The organism is Halomonas sp. R57-5 (assembly GCF_900070345.1).
GTDB classification, from domain to species: domain Bacteria; phylum Pseudomonadota; class Gammaproteobacteria; order Pseudomonadales; family Halomonadaceae; genus Vreelandella; species Vreelandella ventosae_B.
Genome location: NZ_LN813019.1, coordinates 1,716,080 through 1,738,215, shown reverse-complemented (window position 1 = coordinate 1,738,215; position 22,136 = coordinate 1,716,080). Strand labels below are relative to the sequence as shown.

Sequence of the window (22,136 nt, the reverse complement as noted above, 5' to 3'; positions counted from 1 at the left end):
CTTAGATATATTTTTATGCGAAGCGGTAGAATAGCGTATTGATACGAGGGGGATGCATGAGCGATCAGGAGGATAGTCGCCGCGGTGACCACCCGCGATCAGGTTTTACGGCTGTTCAATATCATCGATTGGATGATCCAATTGCCTAGAAGTTTAGATCCTGAATTTGCACAGGCGGTCTACGCCATACAGGAGGAGAAGCACATGCCTTACGTCAACACGATTGAGAGACTGGGTATTGAGAAAGGACGTCAAGAAGCTGAGAAGCACGCATTGGAAAGCAAGCATAATGCAGCCCGAAAGCTGATCGCTCGCACCGAAATGGATGACCAGATGATCGCCGACATCGAAGAGCTGAGCGTCGAAGAAGTAGAAAGGTTGCGGGCCGAGACCCAGCACTAAGCTCGCTTTCTATCTCTTATTAGCCGCTCGCTCAACGCGACGAGGTCTTCAGCCACATAATCCCATGCTTCTTCTGCTTCTAAATCTTTGCTCTGTTGGGGCCCATATTCTGTGCACCGGGGTATAAACGCCGTTTTCATTCCCAGTGCACGGGCAGCACCCAGGTCGTAATTGTGCGCCGCGCATAGCATCACCTCTTCTGGCGGCAGGCGAAGCAGGCGGCAAGCCCCTAAATAGACTTCAGCGTCAGGTTTGTAGTGTTGGAATAACTCTGCGCAAAACACCATATCCCATGGCAATTCGGCATAACGGGCAACGTCCACCATTAGCGACAAGTTGCCGTTGGTCAGGGTTGCAATGATGTAGTGCTCTTTTAATTGTTGAAGGCCGCGTTGCACATCCGACCATGGCGCTAAGCGATGCCAGAAGAGGTTAATGCGATCAATGATCGCCTCGTCTAGCGCAATCCCATGTTGATTGAGTAGTTTGACTAGGCTTTCTCGGTGCAGGTCATCCAATCCCATCCATGGGATTTCGCCTTGCCGTACCCTATTCATCGAAGGGGCATACTGATGACGCCATTGATCCGTCAATACTTCACTGGGTAGTTCAACCCCCAGCTCTTTCTCTAGCTCATTGAATTGCTTAATCAAACTGGAGCGCCAATCAACAATAGTGCCAAATACGTCAAACACGATCGCTTTCATTATTTTCTCCTTGCCGCGGGATGGTCATTAATAGCCCCCATAACGTCATGGCGATCAGCAGACTCCAGCCGAGCATAAAACTGCCACTTATATCTAACAGCCACCCAAGGAGTGGTGGTATCGATACAATCGCCAGTTGGTTAATCGCCATAGCCAATCCCAGAACAAAGCCGGTTTTATCAGCAGGTGCAGACTCCGCTACATAAGCTACCCAAGGGCCGTACCAACCAAAACCAAAAAAGCCCAACCAGGCCATCAAACCGCTCAGCATGAGCGTTGAGTGAAGCGGCAGCCAAACCAATACCAGCAGCCCTACTATTACCGCCACCATGCACACCATTACCGGAAAATAGCGCGAGCGACAGCGGTCGCTCCAGGCCGCCAGCAAAATACGCCCGGCAACCCCGGCCCCTTGGGCTACGAATAGCAACGTCGCCGCCTGCAGTACCTCCATCTGCAAACGGCTATGCAGATAGAGCACGGTAAAAATCAAAATACCGTATTGAACCGAGATTAAACTAATACCGGACGCCATAATCTGCTTCATGGCCGGTTCGCGAATCATCGCCAGTCGCGACAAGACGACGTTTGTCACGCTGCCTTCAGAGGCTCTTACGACCGGCACCGCGCCCTCAGGGGCACGATAAAAAAGCATAAAGACCAGCGCCCCGAAGATCGCAATCAGCCCGCCCACCAGAAAAGAGGCCCGCCACCCCCAGGTGATAGCGACGGTTGGCAGTATGATAGCCGCCAGCGCCCCACCCAGCGGCAAGCCTGCCTGACGAATCCCCATGGCAAAGCCACGCAGGGATTTGTCAAACCAAGCGGCTACCGATTTGCTACCGCCGGGTTGGGCGGTACTGTAGCCTGCCCCTACGATGACCAAAAACAGCAGCATAGCCCAGTAACTCTCCGCCAGCACGGCAGCGCTAAGCGCAATGCCCACAACGAGGGTTCCCACTCCCACCACCAAACGCTCACTGAATCTGTCTAGCAACTCCCCGGCAACCAACAGCCCGACTAAAGGCACCAGTTGAGCAGCAGAGACCAGCGCCCCAATCTGCAGTGCAGAAAGCTCCATATCTGCCTGTATATAAACGCTGATGGCCCCAATGCCTTGAACGAAAAAGCATGCCGCTGCTTGAGCCAGGGTGGCTATCAGAAGAATGATCCAGCGGTAATGTCGGCTAGCAGTCATCGGCGGCACGGTTGTCATGTAAGTTCAGATTTTAGTCAGGCCTTCTTCACAAAGTGGGCGGTCACCATCATGTCGCCGACGCCGTCGACCTTGCAGTCCAGTTGGTGATCCTTGCTGTCCAAGAGCCGCTTGATAACGGCTTTGGTGCCCACCTTGAGTACCAGTGAGCTGCCTTTGACCTTGAGGTCTTTGATCATCGTTACCTTATCGCCTTCCGCTAACAGCGTGCCGTGGGCATCTTTTACCGTCACGGTTTCTTCCGCCTCAGTCTCAGAAGGGTTCCATTCGTGGGCGCACTCGGGGCAGATTAACAGGCTTTGATCCTGATAGGCGAATTCGGATTGGCAATGGGGGCAAGGTGGGCACGACATGAATGATGGCTTCTGTGGTTTGGTTTAGGCTGCTTATGATACTGAGCCTGTATACCCTTGGCGAATGCCTTCACGCCTAACCAGGAAAGGAGAACCAAGATGAACAAACGTGACCTGGAAGCAACCTACCGTGATTACATCACCTGCCTCAATAATCAGGATTGGACGAACCTTGACCAGTTCGTGCATAACAATGTCCACCACAACAGCAGGCGCCTAGGGCTTGATGGTTATCGCGCCATGCTGGAAGCCGATTATGAGCAGATACCAGATCTTCACTTCAACATTGAGCTTTTGACCGTTGATCCACCCCATGTCGCGTGCAGGCTGCGATTCGATGTCACACCCAAAGGTAGCTTCCTCGGCCTTGCGGTGGACGGCAAAAAAGTGACGTTTTGCGAGAACGCCTTCTACCTCTTCCATGATAATAAGATTCAGGAAGTCTGGTCGGTGATCGACAAGAGCGCAATAGAAGCTCAGCTGAATTGAGGCTCCAAATGCCACCCTTGTTCGGTTGCAATCAGGCGGTCTGTCAGGGCGAGGTTTTCCAGAAACGCATCATCATGGGATACCACCACTAACGCGCCTTGATAACTGCGCAACAGCGTTTCCAGCGCTTGTGCCGATGGCAGGTCGAGGTGGTTATTTGGCTCGTCCAGCAGCAATAGTTTCGGTGGCGAGTCGGCGTAAAGGATGCAGGCCAGTGCTCCTTTCAGACGCTCACCTCCGCTTAATAGTCCGCTGGGCGTGGTGATCTTCTGCGCGTCCAGGCCTAGTTGGGCCAGTAGCATGCGCAGCTCGCCTTCCGTCGTTGAGCGGTTAGCCAGTTGCAGCTGTTCGAGCACGGTTTTGTCCGGCTCAAGACTCTCCAGCCGCTGGTCGAGATAAGCCTTTTCTGGGGCCACCTTGCAGGTTCCGGATAATGGTTCGATCTGGCCCGCTAGCACGCGAAGCAGCGTGGATTTCCCCCAGCCGTTGGGGCCTACAACGCCTATGCGCTGTTGCCCTCTCAGCAGTAGGCTAATGTGACGAGTGGCTCCCATGACAAACGGTAGTTCTACCTTTTCTAATTCTGCCAAGCAGCGCTTGGCGACCTGATTAACGGGTATCTCATGCAGGGTGATGTGCGCCTCGTCTTCAACCTGTTTTGCCGCTTCCCGCACGCGCTGGTTAAGTTGATCACGGCTGGCCGCCTGCTGTTGGCTCAGTGCACCTGACGAGATTTCGCTGCGTTCTTTCTGGCGATCCAGCAGTATCTTGGCTTGGTTGGCTTCCTTGCCTTGCCGATTTCCGCGGGACTGCCGTTTCTCCTGGCGTTCACGCTGCTTGCGCATCGCCCTTTCTTGGCGTTGGCGCTCTAGCTTATGCTTATTGAGTTGGTCAATCGCATTTTGCTGCTCGTGTGCTTTTGCCTCTGCATAGAAGGTGTAGTTGCCGCCATAACTGTGCAGCCCTGAGGGGGACAGCTCTACAATACGCGCCATGGTTTCCAGCAATTGCCGGTCATGGCTGATCACAATCAGCCCACGCGGCCAGCGCTGCAGTTGTTCGATGAGTGCCTGGCGGTTTGGTCGGTCGAGATGGTTGCTTGGCTCATCAAGAATCAGGAAATCAGCATTCGAGAGCATGGCGCCCATTAAGGCAACCCGCATGGCTTCCCCACCGCTCAATGTGCTGGCTGGTGTTGTGGCCACAAGATAGCCCAAGCTGCCGCGTTCAAGTTCATGGCGAAATCGCTGGGGCAAATCCCAACGCTCACCCACGGCCTCAAAATCCTCTATGGCAGTGCTGCCAGCCTCAATGCGTGCCAGCGCATCTAGCGTTGGTTGAATACCTGCGAGATCGGCGACAGAAGCACCCTTCGGCTGGGCCACTTGTTGAGCAAGGTAATGCACGCTGTTGGAGCGCTGACATTCGCCGGCGGTGGGTTGCAACAGGCCCGCGAGGATTTGGGCTAATACTGTTTTACCCACACCATTACGCCCAACCAGCCCGGTTGGGCGTGCATCGAACTGCTCATGAAGGTCGGTGAAAAGCGTTCTGCCATCCGACAAAACGTAGGAGACACCCGTTAGGGTGAGATGGGTAGTGGTCATAGGTGATTCCATAGATGCCAAGTACTCCCCCTGGGTCAGGGGCTAATGGAGACTGGCCGTTATTGCAACGGCGGGCATCAATGGCTCATTGGACAACTACCTATGCTTAACGTGGAAAGGCTCACCATATTACAAATAGCATAAGAAGTAGACAAGGGCATGGCAGTCCTAGTTTAGATATTTGCATCATTTCCATTAATAAACGAATACAGCTGAATATCAGGTCGGCACGCCTAGCTCTGAGTGGCCCAGAATTTTCTTGTGGAGGCTTTCGGCTCACAAAAAAGCGCCCTGGCTGGGCGCTTTATGGTTGCTTCAGGCGTTTAGAAAGATGCCCATTCTTCGGTCTTTTTTTTGCTACCAATAACGTGAGTCGGCAAGCGTTTAGCTGCCCGTGGCTGGCTGTCGTTTTGCCTTATCGTAGCAGGCAGAGCGCGCTGGTTTAGGTCAGCGGTCGCTCCTCTAAAGAACGACACCTCCTTCAACAATGACTCCGCTTGGCCTTGCAGAGAACGACCTGCCGCACTGGATTCTTCTACCAGGCTCGCATTCTGCTGGGTGACACTGTCCATCTGCGAGACGGCCGTGTTGACTTGCTCGATGCCTTGGGACTGTTCTCGGCTCGCGGTTGCGATTTCAGCCATCAGCACCGTGACGCGCTGTACGCCATTGACGATATCTTCAAGCGATTTGCCCGCCCGGTTGACCAATTTTGAGCCGGTGTCAACTTGGCTGATACTTTCTTCCACGAGCTTTTTGATGTCTTTAGCGGCATCGGCACTGCGTCCGGCCAGGTTGCGTACTTCATTGGCCACCACGGCAAACCCACGGCCTTGCTCGCCCGCGCGAGCGGCTTCCACCGATGCATTCAGCGCCAGCAAATTGGTCTGGAAGGCAATTTGATCGATCAACCCGACGATACCAGAGATCTTACGGCTTGAGATGTTGATGTCTTCCATCGCTTTGACGGCTTGCTCGGCGATCTCCCCCCCGGCGTTGGCTTGCTGGCTGACGTCATATACGAGTTTATCGGCTTCGGCAGCATTGTCTGCGTTCTGACGCACGGTCGAGGTAATTTCATCCATCGAGGCCGCGGTCTCTTCGATGTTTGAGGCCTGCTCCTGAGTACGGCGGCTAAGATCGTCGGTGCCTAGCACGATTTCGTCAGCGGCCACATTCACAGACTCGGCGTTATGACGAACGGRCATGACAACCTGCGAGAACTTGCTTTCCATGCTCTTTAACGCCCGAAGCATCACACCAAACTCATCTTTGCATGTAACGTCAATGTCGTTATCAAGCCTTCCTTCAGCCATGGCGTTGGCGAGTGCTTGTGCCTTACCCAGCGGCGTCATGATGCCGCGGATCAACCATATAGCGAGCAGAATTCCGAAGATGACAGCCGCCGCCATCACCCCAATAACGAAATTGCGCGTCCAAACATAGTCACTTGAGGACTGTTGGTTATTTGCAGCGGCTTGAGTGCTGTTACGGTCGATGAGCCCCTGGATCGCCGTTAGCACCTTTGGATATTCTGCGCGTAGCGTGGTGGTGGCAATCTCTCTTGCAGCATCGAAATCATTGCCGATCATTGCCGCGTTAATGTCGTCAATACCGGCGCGAAGACTGGTCAGCGACGCAATAAACTCATTAGCGATGGCACGTTCTTGATCATCGGAGACACGATCAGGAAAGTAATCATTCCAGGCAGCATCGATAATAGCGTCGTTCTCAGCGACCTCCTGCTTCGTGGTAATGGCAGATGCCGGATTCCGATCGCGCTGTTCGGCCGTCACTTTCACCCGGTTGCCGAGCAACGCTTGGTTGATCTGAGTAAGGTTACCCAGTGTGAGCACGTTGCCCTCGTAAGTTCTGTTGAGGGCATCGTTAGTCTTGCTGAGACTGTAAAGACCGATAGTACCGACGACGATCAGCATCAAGATGCAGGCGCCTAAACTAACGGCAAGCCGCAGTTTGACGCTTCGATTCAGAAGTAGCATGGAAAGATCTCGTAGAGGCCCGCAGCACTCTTCTTTGGGCAGGTGGAAGCCAGCTCGGTAACTGCAAGCGTTCAGACAGAACGTATCCTGCTAGTCACCATTTAGCATTATCGGCTCACGTTCAGAAACATTGAGGGCTTATCTTAAAGATCGCCGATATCTTATGTGATTAGATGCCACCCGCCCCGGTGTAGGCTCACAGACGTCAATCGAGACCAATAACCTACGAGCGCTACTAAACGTTCTGGTTATCTCCATTCACGAACGAATAGAGCAAAATATCGGATCGGTAGGCCCAGCCCTGATTGGCCCAGAACTTCTGAGCGGCTACGTTCTCGGGAAGAATCATCAGGTGTGATTTTTGGATGCCTTCGCTCTTGAGCGCTTCCAGGCAGAGGCTTACCAACCGCGTGGCGATGCCTAATCGGCGATGGGCATCCGATACCGATAAGTGTTGAACATAGCCGCGCTTGCCATCGTGGCCCGCCATAATCGTTCCCACCAGTTCTCCTTCGACTTCTGCCACAAAACTCAGACCGGGGTTGCGCAGCAGGTATTTCTCAATGCCTTCTCGTGAATCGGCATCGCGCAGCCGCACGCCTTCACTTTCGCTCCACAGGGCAATGGCAGCTTCATAGTCGTTGATGGTCATGGTGCGGTAGTGCATCAGGCGGTTCTCATTGGGTGGCGGCATCGTTTTGTTCGTTCTTCTCGTCAGGGTTGTTGAAGTGATCCTTCTGCTCTGCCCATTTCAATAAGGCATCCAGCGCCGGGCAGAGCGTTTGCCCCCATTCGGTAAGGCGGTATTCCACTTTCGGCGGCACCTGGGGATAGACCTTTCGGGCCACAATGCCATCCGCTTCCAGTTGGCGCAGCTGTTGGGCGAGCATTTTCTGGGAGATGTCAGGGATGAGTTTTCCGAAATCGGAGTAGCGCTGCACTTTTCCATCGAAGAGATGAAAGAGAATAATGAGCTTCCAGCGCCCTTCCAGCATTCTTAATACATTTTCCACATCGCTTGCGGCGGTAGTGGGCGTATAAATCTTTCTCATGGGTAAGCCACTTACCTTTTTGTGCGTTCTTGATAACGCGTCAGCCTGAGCAGAATATTCTCTCACATTACCTTGCGAGAGATGACCATCATGAGCTTGTCACTGCCAGACGCGATCACCACTTATTTCAGCATCAGCAACGGTGCGGATGCCTCCCTCATTGCGGATTGCTTCACTCAAGATGCCTGTGTGCTGGATGAAGGAGAGACGCACCGCGGGCGCACCGCTATTCAAGCTTGGGTGCGCGCCACCCGTGGCAAGATTGAGTATCGCGTAGAGCCGGTCAGTGTTTCCCAACAAGGCAATAAGATGGTGGTTACCGCCACTGTAACTGGCAACTTCACTGGCAGCCCGGTGCAACTCGACCACGCTTTCCAGCTTGCCGATACGCAAATTCAGTCATTGGAGATTCACTAATGATCCTGAACTTGAACGGGCGACGCGTATTGATCACTGGTGGTAGCAAAGGGGTTGGCGCTGCCGCGGTGGCACTCTTTCGCGAGGAAGGCGCGCAGGTACTGACCGCCGCCCGTACTCGCCCCGCTGACCTGCCCGATGAGCTATTTGTAACCGCTGACCTGACGACGGCCGAAGGCTGTGCCACGGTGGCCGATGCGGTCAACGAACGTTTGGGCGGCGTGGATATTATCGTTCACGTACTGGGTGGTTCATCCGCCCCCGGCGGCGGGTTCGCAGCCCTTGGGGAGGAGGAGTGGCAACGCGAGTTCGACATCAATTGTTCCCCGCCGTGCGGCTGGATCGCGCCCTGTTGCCAAGCATGCTGGCCCAGGGCGATGGGGTGATTATTCATGTTACGTCCATTCAGCGTGAGCTCCCCCTGCCCGAGTCGACCACGGCTTACGCGGCGGCCAAGGCGGCGCTCTCCACCTATAGCAAGAGCTTGTCCAAGGAAGTGTCACCCAAAGGGGTGCGTGTGGTTCGGGTGTCGCCGGGCTGGATCGAGACGGAAGCCGCCGTTGCACTGGCCGAGCGGATTGCCCAAGACGCAGGTACCGATTACGCAGGCGGCAAGCAGATCATCATGGAATCGCTGGGTGGCATCCCGATTGGCCGCCCTTCGAAGCCTGCTGAAGTGGCCAACCTGATTGCGTTTCTGGCATCACCCCTGGCGGCCACCATCACGGGAACAGAGTATGTGATTGATGGCGGCACCGTGCCTGTTGTTTGAGAGTGGCAGGAAATTGAGATCGCCTAGCGTATATCGCTGATATCGGTGCTCTCGACTGGCCTTAGGCCCGCCTTTCTGACCACACAGCAAACTCGTTGCCACTGGGTTCGATGAAGTGAAAACGAAAGCCGCCTGAGTTGAGCCCCCGCCAAGCCCTTCCGAAAGGTCGGGACCAGGATACAGCCGGCCCGGCCAGCGCAACACCATGATCGCCAGAACGTTGCGGTGTTCACCACCCGCCAGTCCCTTTTCCACCGTGGACGAGGGGATGATGCCGCTGGCGGGGTCCACCGCCGCCACCAACGCCTCACGCACCCGGCCCACTAGCGGGTGATCCTCGCGGTCGGCAAGCAGGAAGGCCAATGCCACCTCGGCTTGGATGTCGGCCGTGGCCCGAGCCATGATGTCGGCCGTGGCCCGAGCCATGATGCCGGCCGTCTCCCGCTCCAGCGCTTCCAGCACCCAAGCGTGCACCTCCAGGTCCACCTTCCGCTGGTAGTATCGGCTGTCAGCGATGACGAAGTGGGTCAGGCCATAGAGCCAGTTACGGTACTCGGCGTCGTCGAGCTCGGCGACTCGATCAGGCGGGTAGTGACGTCGGAAGGCTGCTTCCACCTCCCGGCGCAGGTCCATCACGCCGAGTTGATGCAGGAAGTACGCTTGGTTGGCCACCTGAGCAGCATAGATCCCCATCACCGCGGGGTCGGTCAGGAAGGCTGCCCAGTCGACCTCAGCCAGGTAGTCCAGCGCCCGCTCGTGGCCCTCAATGGCCGGTAGCATGCCGTGGTACTCGGCCTGGACCAGCCGGAACAGCAGCCCCCGGGCAAAGGCGATTTCCCCCCACTCACCCAGCATGGCGCGCCGGGCGCGCTGCTTGGCCGTGCGCTGGGAGTAGTCGTCAACAATCGCCCGGCTGCGGGCAGCCGCGTACCCGGGCTCGGCCAGGCCGACGATGTCCTTCTCGAGCCGCGTCAGTAGACGCTCGCCGTAGGCATGATTGAGGGCCCACCAGCGCTGCTCGCCAGTCAGGCGGTAGAGCCGCTGGGCAAAGTGGCGCTGCTTATCCTCGGACAGCGTCGGCAGAGCCCGCTCGTAGACCTCCTGGATGGCCAGTCCGACGCCGCGCTGGACGTCGCGCTCCTCATGCGGCTCTATGATGGCGCAACCGGCCAACGCCAGCACAACCATCAGTGAAAAGAGCTTTCCCATGCCGAATCCTTGGTGGTGTTCACTATCGTTAGGCCATCATTGCACAGTCGATGAGCAATTATGTACAAGCATCCGTGGCGCTAACGATTGGGTTTGTGCATGTGTGGCGGCCACTTACCAGCGCTTAGCACCCACGTACTATCTATTGAGTTGCTAGTGGGCGGCTTTTATCGACTGAAAAATCAGAAGTCCTTAGCCAGAAAGGATTCAAGCTTCAACTCTGGATACTGCTTCGCCACATTTGCAACGTCATTTTGCGTCTCCGCGATTATCCACTCTCTTACTTGCTTGGCCGCGTCACTCAGCGGTTTTTTGCGCGAGTGAACTAAATGGCAAAGCCGTTCTGTGGCAATCGCCGTGGGGGTGGCGGGCACCAGCGAGCCCGTTTCCAGCCAATGGGATACGATGTTCAGCCAGCCGATGGCGATACCCTGGCCCAACAGGGCCGCCTGGATCACGACGGCATAGTCCGAAAATACCAGCGAGTGAGTGGTTCCATAAGCTTGCAGATGGAAATTGGGCAAAAGCTCAAACCAGTCTATGCGGCTGTCGCTGAGGCTAATCAAGGTGGTGGAGACATCGTTGCCGGGCGATTCGAGTTGCTGCTTTCGATAGGCCGGGCTGCAGACGGGCACCAGTATTTCCGGCAGTATCAACGAGGCGTCATGCAGGATGTCCTCCCCCGTGACGAAGCGAATCCCCAGATCAACATCCTCGACGGAGCCGCTTACCGACCCTGAAATCAGTTGAAAACGCAGGTCAATGTTGGGTAGCTGCGCCTGCAGCTTGTGCATACGCGGCATCAACCAATGGGTGGTGAAGGCGGTAGAGACCGATAGCGTGACGGTTTCAAGACCGGTGTTGCGGGTTCGGATTTCATGAATCGCCGCTTCGATATTATGAAAACCGTCGATCACCCCTTGATAAAGTATCTCACCACTCTCCGTCAGCACGGTCTTGCCAGGCGTCCGCAAGAACAGCTTGACCTCCAGATACTCCTCCAGAAGCGCAAGCATACGGCTGACCGCTGGTTGGGTAACCCCCAGTTCAGCGGCGGCCTTGGTGAAGTTACCGCAGCGTGCCGCTGACTCGAATACGAAGAGAGCGTTGGCACTGGGTAGTTGTCGGCGCAATGTAGGCATAATTTCAGGTTATGCCACTACCAAGAATTTCGCAATTGTCCGCGAACACCTTATCTGCTGTACTCAATGGCAACCGATAGGCATCACAACAATGAAAGGTGATAAACCCTATGGATGAGCGAGACAGTGTGGGTGTTGCCATACGCTCCATCAGTAAGCGTTACGGCAGTACGGTAGCCCTGAAGGACATAACTTTAAATATTGAGCCGGGTGAATTCGTGTCATTACTGGGCCCTTCGGGCTCTGGAAAAACAACCCTGCTCGGCGCCTTAGGTGGCTTCGTGATGCCTTCTTCAGGGTCGGTGTGGGTCGGCGATCAAGACATGACCTATATGCCGCCGCACAAGCGCAACATCGGCGTCGTCTTTCAGAGTTACGCGCTCTTTCCGCACATGAGTGTTGGCGAAAACGTCGCCTTTCCCCTTCGCGCTCGTCGCCTACCTAAATCCACATGGCCAGAGCGGGTGAAACAAGCCCTGGCCATGGTTGAGTTGGATGGCTATCAGGACCGTGGGGTGTCTCAACTGTCGGGKGGCCAACGACAACGGGTCGCTCTGGCCAGGGCGATTGTGTTCGAGCCACGGCTAATTCTGATGGACGAACCCCTGTCGGCGCTGGATAAACAGTTGCGCGAGACGATGCAGATTGAGCTGCGCCGCTTACACCGCAAGCTGGGGGCCACCGTTGTTTATGTGACCCACGACCAGCGTGAGGCGCTGACCATGAGTGATCGGGTGGCCATCCTAAAGGATGGTGAACTGGTACAGATCGGCGCTCCCGAAACGCTGCACAACGACCCGAAAGACTCTTTTGTAGCCAGCTTCATCGGCGATTCCACCCTGCTACCGGTGACCCGCATTGATGAGCATAGTGTGCGGCTCGGCACTCACACGCTGCGTTCAGCCAAGCCCATCGCTCCTCATGCGAAGTTGTTGCTGGCCATTCAAACTGAAAAACTGCTAATTGACGATGGTAGCCATGAACCCGGCGTCAATCGCCTGCCATGCCGGGTCATTGAGACCGTGTACCAGGGCGATAGCCTGCGATTGTTCCTTGAACTGGAAGACGGTACCTCTATCAGTCTGCGTCAACCCAGCCACCACGCCGCAAGGCGACAGATTCCACCGCTCGGCGAGCGCTTGAGCGTGGTACTGCATCCAGAGGACACCATCATCGTGCCTCGTGCGGGATGCCCCACTCCGGCGACACACGTTGCCTGACATAACTGCGAAGTAAAAAACAGGAGTCATAGCCGATCATGGAACTTTCCAACTTTAAAGTTCTGACATTTGATGTCGTGGGCACGCTGATTGATTTTGAGAAAGGGGTACTGGACGCGGTCCGGCGACTGGGTGGGGCTGCGGCCCAGGATATGGACGACAACACCATTTTCGAGGCCTACAAGCGCGGTCGGGATCGTTACCCGGGGCGTTCGAGCAGTGCCATGGCGGATGTCTACCGCTCATTGGCTGAGGAGTTAACGCTGCCTGCTGACACGGTTTCGGCCGACGCTTTCCAGTTAGCGGTGCTTCGTTGGCCCGCGTTTGAGGATTCGGTGGCGGCGCTGAAGCGGCTGCGCAAACACTATCGTCTGGTTGCCATGACCAATGCCGACCGTGCGGCMTTTTCCTGCTACTCMCATATCCTCGATGACCCCTTCGACGATAGCGTGACCTGCGACGAAGCTGGCGTGGCCAAGCCCAATCCTCAATTTTTTGCTTACAACCGTGGTCGTCAGGCAGCCCACGGCTACAAGTTCTCGGAAATATTGCACGTTGCCCAGAGTCAGCACCACGACATCGGCATTGCCAAGGAGTTGGGTTACACCACCTGCTGGATAGAGCGACGTCAAGGACAAGCGGGATTCGGCGGCACGCCAGAACCCAAACAGCTCACGACGCCGGACTTTCATTTCCCCACCCTTAAGGCGTTGGCCGACGCCGTAGAGAAGGTGTGATATGAGTGGGCCGCAGCCTGGATCCCCCATTGCTTCGCTTTGGCGTGACACGACGAGCACCGTCTCGGATTTCGCATCGCTTTCCAGCGATAAGACCGTTGATGTTGCCATCATAGGGGGTGGCTACACGGGATTAACTGCGGCCCACCGCTTGGCAGAACGTGGCGTTCACGCCATCGTGGTGGATGCCAACCCTATCGGCTGGGGAGCAAGCGGACGCAATGGCGGCGTGGTATCGGCTAAGTTCCGGCTATCGTTTCCCAGCATTGCACAAGCCCACGGCATGCCGGTTGCCACCGCCATGCATCGGCTCTGCCATGATTCAGTGGATGAGGTAGAAGCCTTGATTCAGGACTATGGTCTTGAGAGTGCCCGCTTCACCCGCTGCGGCAACCTGCGCTGCGCCCATACGGCTAAGGCCCTGGATGCCATTACCGAGGAAGCCCACTGGATGCGGCGAGAAATGGGCGATGACTCGATGCGCTGTCTCTCCGCTGGCGAGGTAGCCGAAGAGACTGGGTCGCAGGCATTTAAAGGCGGGGTTTTAGGGCTTGGCGTGGGTACCTTGCACCCGCTCGACTATGTGCGGGGTTTGGCGGCAGGGCTCAACCAGCGCCATGGCGAGATCGTCTTCGAGCGCACCCCGGCCMCTAGCATTCGCCGCCTGGATAATGGTGTTCATATCACGACGCCAGGCGGTGAGATCAAGGCGCGACAGGTGATCCTGGCCACTAATGCCTATTCGGATATTACGCCCGTCAGTGCCGCGATCAAGACGCGCTTGGTGCCGTTTAGAAGTTCGATTATCGCCACTAACCCTCTCCCGGAGGCGCTGCAGAACTACCTGTTGGTCAAGGATAGAAGCTATGGCGAAACTCGCCGGATGATGCGCTGGTTTCGCAAGGTCGATGGACGGATCGTATTCGGAGGACGCGGGGCGKTTGGGAAGCGTGACTCTCAGGCGGCGTTCGATTCCCTGCAGAGCGCCATGGTGTCACTCTTTCCAGCGCTCGTGGATATCGGCATTGCCTATCGCTGGTCGGGGCATGTGGGCATGACGCTCGATGCCCTCCCCCATGTGGGCAGATTCGACGACCGCGTGTGCTACGCCGCCGGTTATAACGGCGCGGGAGTGGCCATGTCGACGTTGCTCGGGCGGTTTGCGGCAGACTACGCCATGGGTGAAAGCCCTGATCTGGCGCTGCTGGCTACGGAGCGGCTCAAGGCCGTTCCGTTTTACCCCTTACGTGAAGTCGGTATTCGACTGGTAGCCGGTTATTACCAGTTCCTTGATGCAATCGGGCGCTGACTCGGCGCCGGAAGCATTTACTCAGTTGGAGGTCGCAAGATGAAAGATACTAACTGCTTCAAATACTTGCTTGGTTCCTCGGTAATGGTCGTGGGTGCGCTTGGAGCCGGGCAAAGCCTGGCAGATGGCGAAATTACCTTCGTCTCTCAGGGKGGCGCTTATCAGGAAGCACAGACGGTTGCCATACTCGACCCAGTTGCCGAAGCGCTCGGCATCACCATTCGCCAGGAGAGCGCCCCCGACGCTTGGCCGATGATTAAGACGCAAGGCACCACCGGCCAGGCGGTATGGGACGTGGTCGATACGCCACCATTGAACTGTGTGCGGGGCGGCAACCAAGGGCTGATTGCGGAACTCGATTTCAGCCAGATTCCCAACGCCGACTCAATGCCCGAGGCGTACAAAACACCCTACTCCGTGGCCTATGAGTTTTATTCCAGCGTACTGGCCTACAACCCCGAAGCCTTCGATGGTAATCCGCCCCAAAGCTGGGAGGACTTCTGGAATGTGGAGGAGTATCCCGGCAATCGTGCCCTTCGCAACCACCCCCTGGGCACACTTGAAGCTGCTTTAATGGCCGATGGGGTGGCGCGGGAAGAGCTTTATCCGTTGGATGTTGACCGGGCTTTCGCCAAGCTTGAAGAAATCAAACCGCATATCACCACCTGGTGGACATCTGGCGGTCAGTCGGCGCAGCTGCTCTACGATGGCGAGGTGGACATGCTGATGATGTGGAATGGACGTGTCAGCGCGATCATCAATGAAGGCGCCAGCGCTGAGTTCACCTATAACGATGGTGTGTTGCAAAACACGCATCTGTGCATTATTGAAGGTGCGACMAATCAGGAAACGGCCGTCGAATTCATCAACGCGGCTATCSACCCTGAGTATCAAGCTAACCTGCCGCTACATATTGACTACGGCCCCGGCAATCCGGCCGCCTTCGACACTGGCAAGATTCCCGATGAGCGTGCCCAGGAGCTACCAAGCTTCCCTGAAAACGCCGAGCGCCAGGTGTTGATGTCGTACGAGTGGTGGGCCTCCTCAGCGGGTGAAGAAGCGGAGCGTCGTTGGCTGGAGTTTATGCAACGATAAGTGCATCGTTGCCGTGCCCCTCCTGCGGGKTACGGCAACGCTTGTCGATTTCCCGATAGGAGACATCCTTTGAAAGCGACCGCCATCAACCATCATTATCCTCACGTTAGCCACCAGGATGCGYCACGGGGCCATCGGCGCCGCGAACATGCGCTCATGCTGCTGTTGATGTCGCCCGCCGTGCTCGTTGTGTTTGTGCTGCTGCTCATTCCGCTCGGTTGGTTGATCGGCCAGTCCTTCTATGCCGATGGCTTCACGCTGGAGCACTACCAACGAATCCTTACCGAAGGCATCTACTGGAATACCTTCTGGGTCACGTTTCGCATCAGCTTTATCGTTACGCTACTGGCCCTATTGATGGGCTACCCCATCGCCTATGCCGCTTCTATATTGCCTAGGCGCTGGTCGATGGTGGTGCTGGCGCTGGTGATTCTGCCATTCTGGACCAGCGTTCTGGTGCGAGCCTACGCCTGGCTGATTCTGCTACAACGCTCAGGGGTGGTGAATGAATCGCTGATGGGCGTCGGCCTTATTGATGCACCGCTGGCGCTGGTGCATAACGAGCTGGGCACAATCATCGCCACAGTACATATCCTGCTGCCGTTTATGGTCTTGCCGCTTTACGCCACCATGCAGAAAATTCCCAACGACTTAATACAGGCTGGCGCGAGCCTGGGTGGCACCCCCTTGCACGTTTTCAGGCGCGTGTTCTTCCCTCTTTCGCTCAGCGGCGTGTTGGCGGGCATGACCCTGGTGTTTGTACTGTGTCTCGGCTTCTATATCMCCCCGGAACTGGTAGGGGGAGGACGCACGGTCATGGCATCCATGCTGGTCAGTCGCAACATCCAACTGTACAGCGACTGGGGAGCCGCCAGTGCGGTTAGTGTCGTGCTGCTGCTCTGTGTGCTGGTCATTTTCTATGTGGTGAGCCGCCTCGTTCCCCTTGAGAAGATACTGGGTGCCAAATGAATAAATTATCCTTGTGTCGAATAAGTTTTATTGGCTATGTGGTCGTGGTGCTGATCTTCTTGATCCTGCCACTGCTAATCGTTGTGCCCATGTCGTTCTCGGACAGCCGTTTCCTCTCCTTTCCGCCCAACAGTTTCTCATTTCGCTGGTATGACACCTTCTTCAATAATCCCGGGTGGATGTCTGCCGCAAAAACCAGCCTGATCGTGGCGTTCTCCACGGCATTGATCGCGACACCGATCGGCGTGGCGGCGGCTTATGCCATCAATAGTTCGACACACTGGCTTATGCGCTATCTGAAGATCGTACTTCTTTTGCCCTTGATCGTGCCGATCATCATTGTCGCCACCGGGGTGTTCTTCATTTATGCCCTGTCGGGAATGCTTTACACCATTCCCGGCTTGATCATGGCGGACGTGATGCTGGCGCTGCCCTATGTGATCACCGCGGTAACCGCAGGCCTGCACGGTTTCGATCAGACCCAGGAGATGGTCGCTAGAAGCCTGGGTATGAATCGTTTCCGTAGCTTCATGAGCGTCACCCTGCCGCAGATCATGCCGAGTGTGGTAACCGGGGCGATCTTTGCGTTCATCCAGGCCCTGGACGAAACCATGGTGGCGCTCTTCATTTCGGGTGGCCAGAACCAACCCCTGACCGTACGCATGTTCACTGCGCTGCGCGACGAGATCGACCCGACCATTGCCGCCATCAGCACCTTGCTGACAGCCGCTTCCTTCGCGCTTGTATTACTGCTGGTGCTGGCACGTAAGCAGGCACCGATGTAAAACGCTATCCCGTTCGTTGTCGCTGCTGATTAGCAATTATGTACAAGCATTAGGGGGCAGTGCTGGCATAAGCTTGTAGTGTGACTAATCAGGAGGGGCGGCATGAGTAACGCGAGCCGATTTCAATTCATCAAGAGCCAGCACGTGCCAACGCTGACGGTGCTTCATGCGGCCATTGAAGATTTCAGCTACGACCGCCATGCCCACGAGGAGTATGCCTTCGGCGTAACGCTGGCGGGACGTCAGGATTTCTTCAGCGGCGGGCAGTTTCATCGTAGCCCGCCGGGCAACGTTATTTTGTTCAATCCAGAGGAAGTTCACGACGGCCAACCGGGCGGAGAGCACGCGCTGGATTACCTGATGGTGTATGCGCACCCCGAGCAGGTTAAGCCTCTGTTTGCTGATGCCCTGGGACATGAGCACATAGCTGACTTTCGTTCACATAACACGCTTATTCAGGACATTCGGCTACGCAATGCCATTTTGGAACTGGCGCGCTTAGTCACTTCTCACTCTGGTAGCTGTATCGATCAGGAGAATGCGCTTTATCAGGTAATCGAGCGAACCGTGCAACTCGGCGGGATTTCTCAGCCCAACCAGGTGCTCACCCGCCCCGATGCGCTGCTGGGCCTGGCAAAAGAGTATATTCACGCCCACTTGGATACGGATATCTCCCTGGATGACATCAGCCAAGCGGCGCATATCTCCAAGTACCACTTCTTACGCTTGTTTCGTCAGCATTACGGCATCACGCCGCATCAATATGTGATTAATTGCCGAATCAATGCGGCCCGTTCGGCGCTAGACCTAGGCGCTTCCCTAACGGAGGTCGCTTTGCGCTATGGGTTTGCCGATCTCAGCCATTTCAATCGCCGCTTTAAGCGCATTTATGGCATGACGCCCCACCAGTACCAGCGTGATATTGCGCTCTAACACCTAAACACCTAAACACCTAAATAGAGATTTCATCATGTTAGGAATTGTCGCCTATGCCCTAGGCGCTATGTATTCGCCTGGGCCTGTGAATCTGCTTGGCTTGAATATTGGCATCAATGGGCAAGCCAGGCAGTCGGTTGGGTTTTGCCTTGGCGTGGGTACTGCGATGCTGGCGTACTTATTAGTATTAGGTTGGGCGGGTGCTGCATGGATCGATGATGAAGCACTCATTATGGTGAGTGCCTTGGGCTGCGGCTATATTGTTTATCTCGCGAGCAAGATTGCCCGTTCAAGTGTTGATATAAGCGAGCCAGACAACGCCCCTCGGCTAGTCAGTTATCGTGATGGGCTGGTCATGCAGTTGCTTAATCCCAAAGCCATTTTGGCCACCCTGCCCATTGCCACACTGCAGTTTCCTGCGGCGGGTATTGAGGGGATTAGCTTAGTGGTTTGGGCGTTAGGGCTGGCGATGTTGGCCGCTGGCGCGCCTGGCAGTTATATCGTGATCGGCAGTTTAGTGGGCCAGCGTATTGGAAACGCCAACATCGTTAAGCGCTTCAATTGGGTGATGGCAGGGTTGCTGATAGCCGTGGCGTTATCGATTGGCTATGAGCATGTGTGGGTGCCGCTCACATCTATGGCTCTCTAACCTGACTGTTTGATTAGGGGCGCAACTCCGACCAGACCGCAAACTCGTTGCCACTGGGCTCCTGAAAGTGAAAACGGCAGCCGCCGGGAAACTCAAAAATGGGCCGAATGATTTCGCCTCCGCTCTTCTCAACCTTGTTAAGCGTTGCGTCAATGTCAGCGCTGTAGAAAACCAGCAGTGCGCCACCGCTTGAGGTTTGGTTACAGGCATCCGCTTGGTAGAAGCCGCCATCCAGCCCTTGGTTGGAAAACGCGGTGTATTCAGGGCCGTAATCGACAAACTCCCAACCAAACGCCGCCGAGAAAAACGCTTTTGTTGCAGCTAAATCTTTCGCGGCAAACTCGGCGTAGTTGAGCTTTTCATGCTGGTTCATAGCCTGCTCCTTAGTTGTTTTTTTCAGACGACAGAGGCGTTATCTATTGGCCGAAGCCGATGCCTAAGCGCAGAGCTTGCAGCCCATCGAACTCGACACTTACCTCGTCAGAGAATAAGGGATGACCCTTGACTATCAAATCCAGCGTCGCTTGAGAGCCGCGATAAGTGACGGTTACTTCGAGATCCGCGATCGTGTTAATAGGCGCCAGCACCCCATACTCAATGTTATCCACGCTGACGGCAGAGAGGCCGCGGTCATCCAGCTGCTGCTGAACTTCCCGCTCAACGACAACGCCGTAATAGAAGTAGATACCGGCATAGCCAAGCGCTAACAATACAACCAGTGAAAAGAGCTTTCCCATTATTTCTCTCAGTTTTATAGAATCTTAAAAGATGACAGCGGCTTGTTGGGCTGAAACCGGTGGCGCACTCTGCGGTTCGAGCATTGCCCAAAGCAACTTCTCCCCTTGGGCGCTGAATACGATAACGCGAGAATTTTTTTCTCGCTTTGCCCAACCAAGCTCCTGAATTCGGGTAAGCAGCGCACTGCCAAGCGCGCCCGCTAGATGATGCCTGCGCTCGCTCCAGTCGAGACACTCCCTACAAAATGAGCGTTTTGAAGAAGCAAGCGCGTCTGTATCGATGCCAAATTGATTAAACCACACCCTTCCCTGCTCAGTGAGCTGTAGCCCTCCCGGGTGTTGATGAAGGATGTTCGTTCGCAGCATATGTTCATACACTGAAACACCCAACTCCCCGGCAAGATGGTCGTAACAGATACGGGCCTTGCGCAGGGCGGGATCGCGTGGCCCGGTAAAAAGGCGGCTCCCCTCACTGTGGACAGCGAGGCCCATCAGTGTCTCCAGGAGGTTAGCAATATCCGGCCCCGCCAGTCTGAAGTAGCGGTGTCGGCCCTGCTGCTCAACCGTGATCAGCCCTGCGTCTAGCAGCTTGCCAAGGTGAAAACTGATGGTCTGCTTGGTAACTCCGGCCGTGTCCGCCAGTTCGGTCGCCGTCAGCGCACGACCAGACATCAGGGCGGAGAGGACCTCCGCCCGGGCGTTATCACCGATAAGCGCTGCAACGCGCACAATGTTAGGGCCTTCACTCATGGTTCGATTCTAGTCGAACCACCTGGGGCCGACAACGCGGTATCGTCCTAGCTACCGTTCAAAGGAGAGCCCCCATGAGCATTACCTGCTTTATCCGCTACGAGATCGATCCCTTCCAACACGACACCTTCAAGGCGTACGCCGAGAACTGGGGGCAAATCATCCCCCGGTGCGGTGGCCACCTTATCGGTTATTTTCTTCCCTACGAGGGCACTAATAATATTGCCTGGGGGCTAATCGCATTCGATAGCCTGGCTACCTATGAGGCCTACCGCGCCCGGCTAAAGTCTGACGAAGGCGGGCATGAGAACTTCATCATGGCTCAAGAGAAGAAGTTTATTCTCAAGGAGGAGCGCAGTTTCGTTGAGGTGGTGGACGGCACACTGGGCGTTGAATCTATCTATCCTTGGAGTGTTTTATGATCGCCGTGATATTTGAAGTGCTACCGCATTCGGATCGAAAACAGGACTACCTGGACGCTGCCAGCGCACTGCGTCAACATTTAGAAGATATCGACGGTTTTATATCGATTGAGCGCTTCGAGAGCCTCACACATCCTGGAAAGATCCTGTCGCTCTCCTTCTGGCGGGACGAAGAAGCCGTGACGCAGTGGCGAACGTTCGGACCTCACCGCTCCGTCCAGAAAGCAGGCCGGCAGGATATCTTTGCCGACTACCGACTCCGCGTCGCTTCCGTCATCCGGGACTACGGAATGAATGACCGCCGCGAGGCACCGGCGGATTCGCTTGACGCGCACCCATCATAGAGCGGGCGGGCTAGCCCAATGGGCAGCTGTCTTCGATAGGTAAATTGGTCACTAGCGAGGCGTCGAGTGCGCCTCCGTTTATAGCGCAAATTACAATGCAGGCTTCAGTGCCATCAGCCGTGATCGCGAGTTCACCATCCGCATTCCAGCCGCCGCTTTTACCGCAGGTTTGCCAGCCACCTGTGTTGGAGATGTGGTTAGCAAGTAGCACCGGGATCTGGTGGCGTTTCGCCATAGAGGCAAGTAGCTGCGCATCGACCTCGTACCCTGCTTCAGATATCAGCGCGCTGGCGATATACACATCCGCTTGCTGGGCGACGGCTGCTTCTGCATGGGAGGGATTGGCGAAGTCTGCACAGATGGCCAAGGCTATTCGAGTACCGTTAACCGTACATAGATAACTTTCGTTGCCAGTCGAACAGTAAMCCGCTTCCCCTTCGTGCAGGTACTGCTTTGCGTAGAATGCTCGCTCGCAGTTGGGGAAGCAGATAACCGCCCCTATCTGCGGTTTTTTGCCTTCACTAACGAGCGGACAGCCTGCTATCACGACGATATTATGGGCAACGGCGGCTGTGGAAAGTGTGTCGAACACCGCTGAATCTTTCGGCAGCGCTAGCTGTTCTAGTAGCTCAAGCTCATAGCCAGTCAGAGAAAGCTCAGGGAACACCACTAGATCAGCCCCTCGCTCGGCGGCGTCCTGAATATAGGCAAGGTGCATTTCAAGGTTCTCGGCCACTGCACCTTTTACTACGGGTAGTTGAGCGAGTGCGATAGTGGTGCCGCGTGTGCCTCTGGGTTTCATTTCAACACGCCTCGC

At 55.7% G+C, this 22,136-nt stretch carries 26 protein-coding genes and 1 pseudogene; 14 read left to right on the top strand and 13 right to left on the bottom strand.

Annotated elements, in window-relative coordinates; genetic code table 11:
- Positions 1 to 84 precede the first annotated feature (84 nt).
- Entirely contained in the window at positions 85 to 402 is a 318-nt protein-coding gene (locus tag HALO_RS07895; RefSeq protein ID WP_050713287.1) for a hypothetical protein, read from the top strand.
- Here HALO_RS07895 and HALO_RS07890 read toward each other — a convergent pair.
- The 3 genes from HALO_RS07890 to HALO_RS07880 are packed head-to-tail and all read right to left on the bottom strand — an operon-like array spanning position 399 to position 2,678.
- Positions 399 to 1,109 (bottom strand): haloacid dehalogenase type II, encoded by a 711-nt coding sequence (locus HALO_RS07890; protein WP_035584386.1) that lies wholly within the window; start codon positions 1,107 to 1,109, stop codon positions 399 to 401. The genes HALO_RS07895 and HALO_RS07890 overlap by 4 nt on opposite strands.
- Positions 1,090 to 2,325: an MFS transporter gene (locus HALO_RS07885; protein ID WP_035584389.1), complete on the bottom strand. Its 1,236-nt coding sequence runs from the start codon at positions 2,323 to 2,325 to the stop codon at positions 1,090 to 1,092. The genes HALO_RS07890 and HALO_RS07885 overlap by 20 nt, the downstream gene beginning before the upstream one ends.
- A 17-nt stretch (positions 2,326 to 2,342) precedes the next feature.
- A complete protein-coding gene (locus tag HALO_RS07880; protein WP_035584392.1) occupies positions 2,343 to 2,678 on the bottom strand; it encodes a zinc ribbon domain-containing protein YjdM in 336 nt (111 codons plus the stop codon).
- A 99-nt stretch (positions 2,679 to 2,777) separates the two neighbouring features.
- On the opposite strand from HALO_RS07880, the gene HALO_RS07875 reads away from it, so the two are divergent.
- On the top strand, positions 2,778 to 3,167 hold the full coding sequence (locus HALO_RS07875) for an ester cyclase (RefSeq protein WP_035584395.1): 390 nt from the start codon (positions 2,778 to 2,780) through the stop codon (positions 3,165 to 3,167).
- On the opposite strand, the gene HALO_RS07870 is transcribed toward HALO_RS07875, so the two are convergent.
- From HALO_RS07870 to HALO_RS07855, 4 genes are all read right to left on the bottom strand, one after another.
- Positions 3,155 to 4,774, bottom strand: a complete 1,620-nt coding sequence (locus HALO_RS07870) for an ABC-F family ATP-binding cassette domain-containing protein (protein WP_035584398.1) — start codon at positions 4,772 to 4,774, stop codon at positions 3,155 to 3,157. The genes HALO_RS07875 and HALO_RS07870 overlap by 13 nt on opposite strands.
- Before the next feature lie 323 nt (positions 4,775 to 5,097).
- A complete protein-coding gene (locus HALO_RS07865) occupies positions 5,098 to 6,774 on the bottom strand; it encodes a methyl-accepting chemotaxis protein (RefSeq protein WP_050713286.1) in 1,677 nt (558 codons plus the stop codon).
- A 235-nt stretch (positions 6,775 to 7,009) separates the two neighbouring features.
- On the bottom strand, positions 7,010 to 7,468 hold the full coding sequence (locus HALO_RS07860; protein ID WP_231896827.1) for a GNAT family N-acetyltransferase: 459 nt from the start codon (positions 7,466 to 7,468) through the stop codon (positions 7,010 to 7,012).
- Positions 7,452 to 7,826 (bottom strand): winged helix-turn-helix transcriptional regulator, encoded by a 375-nt coding sequence (locus HALO_RS07855; protein ID WP_035584404.1) that lies wholly within the window; start codon positions 7,824 to 7,826, stop codon positions 7,452 to 7,454. The genes HALO_RS07860 and HALO_RS07855 overlap by 17 nt, the downstream gene beginning before the upstream one ends.
- 90 nt (positions 7,827 to 7,916) lie before the next feature.
- Between HALO_RS07855 and HALO_RS07850 the strand changes: the two genes are divergently transcribed.
- Together HALO_RS07850 and HALO_RS23715 are read left to right on the top strand one after the other, a co-directional pair.
- Complete coding sequence (locus HALO_RS07850; protein WP_035584407.1) at positions 7,917 to 8,243, top strand: nuclear transport factor 2 family protein; 327 nt, start codon at positions 7,917 to 7,919, stop codon at positions 8,241 to 8,243.
- Positions 8,243 to 9,015, top strand: a pseudogene (locus HALO_RS23715) (SDR family oxidoreductase). The gene HALO_RS07850 and the pseudogene HALO_RS23715 overlap by 1 nt, the downstream one beginning before the upstream one ends.
- Here the strand turns inward: HALO_RS23715 and HALO_RS07840 are convergent.
- Both HALO_RS07840 and HALO_RS07835 read right to left on the bottom strand, forming a co-directional pair.
- A complete protein-coding gene (locus HALO_RS07840; protein WP_081899166.1) occupies positions 8,947 to 10,224 on the bottom strand; it encodes a DUF3541 domain-containing protein in 1,278 nt (425 codons plus the stop codon). The pseudogene HALO_RS23715 and the gene HALO_RS07840 overlap by 69 nt on opposite strands.
- 182 nt (positions 10,225 to 10,406) lie before the next feature.
- Positions 10,407 to 11,366 (bottom strand): LysR family transcriptional regulator, encoded by a 960-nt coding sequence (locus HALO_RS07835; RefSeq protein ID WP_035584410.1) that lies wholly within the window; start codon positions 11,364 to 11,366, stop codon positions 10,407 to 10,409.
- 110 nt (positions 11,367 to 11,476) lie between these two features.
- Between HALO_RS07835 and HALO_RS07830 the strand changes: the two genes are divergently transcribed.
- The 8 genes from HALO_RS07830 to HALO_RS07795 all read left to right on the top strand — a co-directional run bounded on the left by HALO_RS07830 (position 11,477) and on the right by HALO_RS07795 (position 19,066).
- Positions 11,477 to 12,586 (top strand): ABC transporter ATP-binding protein, encoded by a 1,110-nt coding sequence (locus tag HALO_RS07830; RefSeq protein ID WP_035584413.1) that lies wholly within the window; start codon positions 11,477 to 11,479, stop codon positions 12,584 to 12,586.
- A gap of 38 nt (positions 12,587 to 12,624) precedes the next feature.
- Positions 12,625 to 13,323: an HAD-IA family hydrolase gene (locus HALO_RS07825; protein WP_035584416.1), complete on the top strand. Its 699-nt coding sequence runs from the start codon at positions 12,625 to 12,627 to the stop codon at positions 13,321 to 13,323.
- 1 nt (position 13,324) lies between these two features.
- Positions 13,325 to 14,632 carry an NAD(P)/FAD-dependent oxidoreductase gene (locus tag HALO_RS07820; RefSeq protein ID WP_050713285.1) on the top strand — a complete coding sequence of 436 codons (1,308 nt, stop codon included), beginning with the start codon at positions 13,325 to 13,327 and terminating at the stop codon, positions 14,630 to 14,632.
- A 39-nt stretch (positions 14,633 to 14,671) separates the two neighbouring features.
- Complete coding sequence (locus HALO_RS07815; RefSeq protein WP_231896824.1) at positions 14,672 to 15,727, top strand: ABC transporter substrate-binding protein; 1,056 nt, start codon at positions 14,672 to 14,674, stop codon at positions 15,725 to 15,727.
- Positions 15,728 to 15,796: 69 nt separating this feature from the next.
- Positions 15,797 to 16,696 carry an ABC transporter permease gene (locus HALO_RS07810; RefSeq protein WP_231896823.1) on the top strand — a complete coding sequence of 300 codons (900 nt, stop codon included), beginning with the start codon at positions 15,797 to 15,799 and terminating at the stop codon, positions 16,694 to 16,696.
- An 11-nt stretch (positions 16,697 to 16,707) separates the two neighbouring features.
- Entirely contained in the window at positions 16,708 to 17,481 is a 774-nt protein-coding gene (locus HALO_RS07805; RefSeq protein WP_197671984.1) for an ABC transporter permease, read from the top strand.
- 102 nt (positions 17,482 to 17,583) lie between these two features.
- Positions 17,584 to 18,414 (top strand): helix-turn-helix transcriptional regulator, encoded by an 831-nt coding sequence (locus HALO_RS07800; RefSeq protein WP_035584426.1) that lies wholly within the window; start codon positions 17,584 to 17,586, stop codon positions 18,412 to 18,414.
- A 37-nt stretch (positions 18,415 to 18,451) separates the two neighbouring features.
- Positions 18,452 to 19,066 (top strand): LysE family translocator, encoded by a 615-nt coding sequence (locus tag HALO_RS07795; protein ID WP_035584429.1) that lies wholly within the window; start codon positions 18,452 to 18,454, stop codon positions 19,064 to 19,066.
- 13 nt (positions 19,067 to 19,079) lie between these two features.
- Here HALO_RS07795 and HALO_RS07790 read toward each other — a convergent pair whose 3' ends face one another.
- From HALO_RS07790 to HALO_RS07780, 3 genes are read right to left on the bottom strand one after another with little or no spacing between them, the layout of a single operon-like run.
- Positions 19,080 to 19,439, bottom strand: coding sequence for a VOC family protein (locus tag HALO_RS07790; protein WP_035584432.1), 360 nt, complete (start codon positions 19,437 to 19,439; stop codon positions 19,080 to 19,082).
- Positions 19,440 to 19,482: 43 nt separating this feature from the next.
- Positions 19,483 to 19,803 (bottom strand): hypothetical protein, encoded by a 321-nt coding sequence (locus tag HALO_RS07785; protein ID WP_035584434.1) that lies wholly within the window; start codon positions 19,801 to 19,803, stop codon positions 19,483 to 19,485.
- A 24-nt stretch (positions 19,804 to 19,827) separates the two neighbouring features.
- Positions 19,828 to 20,553 (bottom strand): ArsR/SmtB family transcription factor, encoded by a 726-nt coding sequence (locus HALO_RS07780; RefSeq protein ID WP_035584438.1) that lies wholly within the window; start codon positions 20,551 to 20,553, stop codon positions 19,828 to 19,830.
- A gap of 74 nt (positions 20,554 to 20,627) precedes the next feature.
- On the opposite strand from HALO_RS07780, the gene HALO_RS07775 reads away from it, so the two are divergent.
- Positions 20,628 to 20,975 (top strand): NIPSNAP family protein, encoded by a 348-nt coding sequence (locus HALO_RS07775; RefSeq protein ID WP_035584440.1) that lies wholly within the window; start codon positions 20,628 to 20,630, stop codon positions 20,973 to 20,975.
- The gene (locus HALO_RS07770) at positions 20,972 to 21,319 is read left to right on the top strand and encodes an antibiotic biosynthesis monooxygenase family protein (protein ID WP_035584443.1); all 348 of its coding nucleotides are present in this window, start codon (positions 20,972 to 20,974) and stop codon (positions 21,317 to 21,319) included. The genes HALO_RS07775 and HALO_RS07770 overlap by 4 nt, the downstream gene beginning before the upstream one ends.
- 10 nt (positions 21,320 to 21,329) lie before the next feature.
- On the opposite strand, the gene HALO_RS07765 is transcribed toward HALO_RS07770, so the two are convergent.
- Positions 21,330 to 22,121 carry a carbon-nitrogen hydrolase family protein gene (locus tag HALO_RS07765; RefSeq protein WP_050713284.1) on the bottom strand — a complete coding sequence of 264 codons (792 nt, stop codon included), beginning with the start codon at positions 22,119 to 22,121 and terminating at the stop codon, positions 21,330 to 21,332.
- Between the last annotated feature and the right edge of the window lie 15 nt (positions 22,122 to 22,136).